The 4604-nt window shown below is 56.0% G+C and carries 4 protein-coding genes and 1 tRNA gene; 2 read left to right on the top strand and 3 right to left on the bottom strand.

Annotated features, from left to right (window positions below; translation table 11 throughout):
* Positions 1 to 469: 469 nt before the first annotated feature.
* Complete coding sequence (locus tag ALO64_RS06925; RefSeq protein WP_044345602.1) at positions 470 to 1141, bottom strand: Bax inhibitor-1/YccA family protein; 672 nt, start codon at positions 1139 to 1141, stop codon at positions 470 to 472.
* A 122-nt stretch (positions 1142 to 1263) separates the two neighbouring features.
* On the opposite strand from ALO64_RS06925, the gene ALO64_RS06920 reads away from it, so the two are divergent.
* Positions 1264 to 1351 (top strand) — tRNA-Ser (locus ALO64_RS06920).
* A 144-nt stretch (positions 1352 to 1495) separates the two neighbouring features.
* The gene (locus tag ALO64_RS06915; RefSeq protein WP_044345600.1) at positions 1496 to 2404 is read left to right on the top strand and encodes a LysR family transcriptional regulator; all 909 of its coding nucleotides are present in this window, start codon (positions 1496 to 1498) and stop codon (positions 2402 to 2404) included.
* On the opposite strand, the gene ALO64_RS06910 is transcribed toward ALO64_RS06915, so the two are convergent.
* Entirely contained in the window at positions 2390 to 3169 is a 780-nt protein-coding gene (locus ALO64_RS06910) for a substrate-binding domain-containing protein (RefSeq protein ID WP_044345599.1), read from the bottom strand. The two genes, ALO64_RS06915 and ALO64_RS06910, sit on opposite strands and share 15 nt — an antisense overlap.
* A gap of 14 nt (positions 3170 to 3183) precedes the next feature.
* The gene (gene tcuC, locus ALO64_RS06905; protein ID WP_044345597.1) at positions 3184 to 4485 is read right to left on the bottom strand and encodes an MFS transporter; all 1302 of its coding nucleotides are present in this window, start codon (positions 4483 to 4485) and stop codon (positions 3184 to 3186) included.
* Between the last annotated feature and the right edge of the window lie 119 nt (positions 4486 to 4604).

Raw genomic sequence — 4604 nt, 5'->3', positions numbered from 1 at the left:
GTCTACACCCTCTTAGGTACGGCAGGACTCCCCCTGTAGCGAGAGAGTCCAGTCACTCGCCTTGTGGTGCGTAATGCGTTGAAGCGTAACAAAGCTGACACATTTAGAAATCTTGTGTCCAGCTCTGTTCCATGATGTCAATTAGCCCAAAACGAGGAAGTGCCACAGGCCTTGGGGAATCGTCCGATATTATTTTTTGTGATGATCAAAAGCTGATAAGTGCTTGAGCAGACTAGGACAATCTTGATAAAGATGACTGATCGGTCAGGTTGCCTACCATGCGTAATTTGACTGGACGGACAGTCTCTGACCAATCCGGCTTGCCCTTCCCAGGCTGCCGGAAAGGCATATCGCCATCACCTGAGATCCTGACACTTCTCAAATCCCGGAAATGCAAAAGCCCCGAAAGATCGGGGCTTTTGTTTAACGCATTTGAAGCGCAACGGCCTGAGTACTCAGGCCGAAGTCATCAGTCGTCGCGGCTCATGATGCCGAAAATCTGCAGCAGGCTGATAAACAGGTTGTAGATCGATACATACAGGCTGACCGTCGCCATGATGTAGTTGCGCTCACCACCCTGAATAATCGCGCTGGTCTGGAGCAGAATGCAGACCGACGAGAACAGCACGAAGCCTGCGCTGATCGCCAGTTGCAAACCGCTGATCTGGAAGAACATGCTGGCCACTACCGCGCCAAGCAGAACGAAGAAGCCTGCGGTAATGAAGCCACCCAGGAAGCTCATGTCCTTGCGGGTGATCAACACGTAAGCCGACAGACCGCCGAAAACCAGTGCTGTCATCGCGAAAGCGGAGCTAACCACTTCGGCGCCACCGGCCATGCCCAGATAACGGTTAAGGATAGGGCCAAGCAGGAACCCCATGAAACCTGTCAGGGCGAAGGTCGAAACCAGGCCCCAGACCGAATCACGCAATTTATTGGTCAGGAAAAACAAACCATAGAAGCCGATCAGTACCACGAAAATGTTCGGATAGCCGACGCGCATCTGCTGAGCGACAAATGCCATGACACCACTAAAAGCCAGCGTCAGAGCGAGAAGACCGTAAGTGTTGCGCAGCACACGACTAACCTCTAGCTGGTCGGCCTGCATGCCGGTTTTAAGGCTGTAATCCTGTTCGCGCATGGCGAAACTCCTTCCTGTTGAAATGTTGAGTTGCAAAGATCATAACAGAGGCGCTGCAACTGGCTAGTCACAGAGTTTGACAGCTTGTTTCATTCCGGTATTATGGCGCCCGCAACGATAGTGGAGGTATGGCCGAGTGGTTTAAGGCAGCAGTCTTGAAAACTGCCGACTGTAACAGGTCCTAGAGTTCGAATCTCTATGCCTCCGCCATATTTGGTAGCGCAAAGCCCTGATTATTCAGGGCTTTGTCGTTTCTGGGGTTTATGAAAAATACCCCCTCTCCTCCCCCTTGCCAGCGGGCCTGCGCAACCTGATATATTGATGCGCACCCCGTATCAATAGACTGACGTTCGAATGCCCATCAATTTCGACCTAAACGACCTCCAGGCATTTCGTGCCGTGGTCGAGAATGGCAGCTTCCGCAAGGCCGCTGAAACCGTGCAGATCACCCAGCCTGCACTCAGCCGCCGTATAGAAAAGCTTGAGTCTGCGCTGAACGTGAAGCTGTTTGAACGCACGACCCGCAGGGTCAGCCTGACCACGGTGGGCCGTGCATTTCTGCCTCAGGTCGAGCGAATACTGGATGACCTCGACATCGCATTGATGACCATCGATGGCGTCGGTTCCACCCGGATGGGTAGCGTCACCATTGCTTGCGTGCCGTCAGCCGCCTACTACTTCATGCCGCAGGTCATCAGCGAGTTTCATAAGCTGTTTCCAAAAATCAGAATCCGCGTCATGGATGCCAGCGCCAACGAGGTCAACAGCGCAGTTGCCCTTGGCGAGGCAGATTTCGGGGTGAGTTTCAGCGGCAATCTAGCACCGGAGGTCGACTTCGAATTGCTTCTTCAGGAACGCTATGTGATGGCCTGCCGCCGGGATCACCCGCTTGCGACCTGCGCCAGCGTGAGCTGGGGGGAAATGTACCGCCACGACTACATCGCTCTGGACATAACGTCAGGTAACCGTCTGGTACTGGATCAGGCACTGGCGCTCTCACGCCCGAACAAGGAGAGTATCTGCGAAACGCGGCATGTCACCACCATGATCGGCCTTGTGGAGGCCGGCCTCGGCGTGGCGGCGGTGCCCTCGATTGCCATGCCGATGACCGCTCACCCGTTTCTGGTGAGCGTGCCATTGGTTGCACCTGAAGTGGTTCGCAACGTAGGGCTGATCAAACGTCGCGGGAGGACATTGACGCCTGCAGCCCTTGAACTGGAACGACTGGTCAGGAAGATGCCGCTACGTTCAGCGGGGAACTGAATCCAGCCCGGTAGACTGCACCGTGGCCTGCGCTTTTGGGGACGCCAGGTAATCGAGCAATGCCTTCGCCTGCTTCGGGTGCTCGGCACTGACCGGAATGCCAGCGGCGTAGCGGGTAACCGACTGAACGTCTTCCGGAATCTTCGCCACGAATGTCACGCCGGGAACCGGCAACAGTTCGGCCACCTGTTGAAAGCCCACTTCGTAGTCGCCCTTGGCAACCACTGAAGCAACCGGGATGCGCTCGATCATCTTGCCCTTCGGCGCGAGTTCCTTCTCGATACCGAGCTTTTTGAAAAGCTCTTTTTCGATGTACACACCACTGGCGCTGTCGGAGTAAGCAACCGACTTCGCCTTGAGCAGCGTGTCTTTCAACTCGCTGTCGGTACCGATTGCAGGCTTGGCCGCCCCCTCCTTCACCACCATCCCGATCCGCGAATCGGCCAGCTCGACCCGCGATGCCGGGTCTACCTTGCCTTGCTTGATCAAATCATCCAGCGCATAGCCGACCATGATCACCACATCGGCATGCTCGCCACGAGCCAGGCGGTTTGGAATGGCCTCGGGGGCCTTGCCCATCGACGGGCCAAGGATGTTGTCCAGTGTATCCCCGGAAGACGTCGCGTATTGCGGCCCCAGCAGTTTATATGCAGCAGTAAAGCCGCCTGATGTCATGACCTTGAGCTCTTCAACCTGAGCGGCAACGCTGACTGCCATACAGCCCAGAAAAAGCACCGCCAATTGATGTTTATGCAACAGTTTCATAGTTTTTTCCTTTATTAAACAGCCAGTTGCGGGCGAACCGAAAGGTGCCGGTAGAGCACCAGGGTCGCGCCAAGCGCGCAAGCTGCAGCGAACGTCATCCAGTAAGCAGGTGCAGCCTTGTCACCGGTCAGATGGATCAACCAGGTCGAGATTGCCGGGGTGAAACCGCCGAAAACTGCTGTCGCCAGGCTATAGGCCAGAGAAAAACCGGCCACCCGCACCTCTACCGGCATGATTTCAGTCAGCGCCGGAATCATCGCGCCGTTATACAAACCGTAGAGAAACGAGAACCACAACAGCACTTCCAGCATATGAGCAAAGCTTGGCGCCTGAGCGAGAAAGGACAGCGCCGGATAAGCGCTGATGATGGTCAGCAGGGTCATCGCTACCAGCAGCGGCTTGCGTCCGAAACGGTCGCTCAACATGCCGCCGACCGGCAGCCAGATAAAGTTGGAGACACCGACCAGCAACGTCACCAGCAGCGCATCGGAGGTACTCAGATTGAGTACGGTTTTGCCGAATGTCGGTGCATAAATGGTGATCAGGTAAAACGTGGTGGTAGTCATCGCCACCATCAGCATGCCGGCAATCACCACGCGCCAGTTTTGCAGCAGTGTCGCGAACACCTGTCGCATGGTCGGACGGTGAGCGCGCGTGGCGAACTCTTCGGTTTCCTGCAGGCTGCGGCGTAGCAGGAAAATGAACGGGATGATCAGGCAACCGATGGCGAACGGAATTCTCCAGCCCCAGTCGGCGACAGCAGCAGGTGTCATCCATTGGTTCAAGCCGTAACCCAGTGCAGCGGCGACAACGATTGCCACCTGCTGGCTACCTGACTGCCAGCTGGTGTAGAAGCCCTTGCGGCCGGGTGTCGCCATCTCTGCCAGATACACCGACACGCCGCCCAATTCCGCGCCGGCGGAAAAGCCTTGCAGCAAGCGGCCGACCAGCACCAATGCCGGTGCCCACAAGCCGATGCTCGCGTAACCGGGCACCAGGACAATCAACAGCGTGCCACTGGCCATGATCGACAGCGTCACGATCAAGCCTTTGCGCCGGCCCACGTCATCGATGTAAGCGCCCAGAATAACGGCACCCAATGGACGCATCAGGAAGCCCGCACCGAAGACTGCGAAGGTCATCATCAGCGAAGCAAACTCACTGCTGGCCGGGAAAAAGGCGGAGGCGATCTGGGTGGCGTAAAAGCCAAACAGGAAGAAGTCGAATTGCTCGAGGAAGTTGCCTGAAGTGACGCGAAATACTGCTCCGGCCTTCGACCGGGTGTTGCCTGTTCCTGATGGGGATGAGCTGTGCATCAGTGTTCTCCAGCGATCTTATTAGAGTGTTGTAAGCGCTTATGGGGAAGGAGTCTGCCGGACACACTTTGAAACGATAAGTGCTATGTTTTCATCGATTGAGAGACTGTCAGAAATTT

Origin of the sequence: Pseudomonas meliae (assembly GCF_001400515.1) — a bacterium.
In the GTDB taxonomy this organism is placed as follows: domain Bacteria; phylum Pseudomonadota; class Gammaproteobacteria; order Pseudomonadales; family Pseudomonadaceae; genus Aquipseudomonas; species Aquipseudomonas amygdali.
The sequence above is the reverse complement of the archived record's forward strand: the minus strand, read 5'-3'. Positions and strand labels throughout refer to the sequence as shown.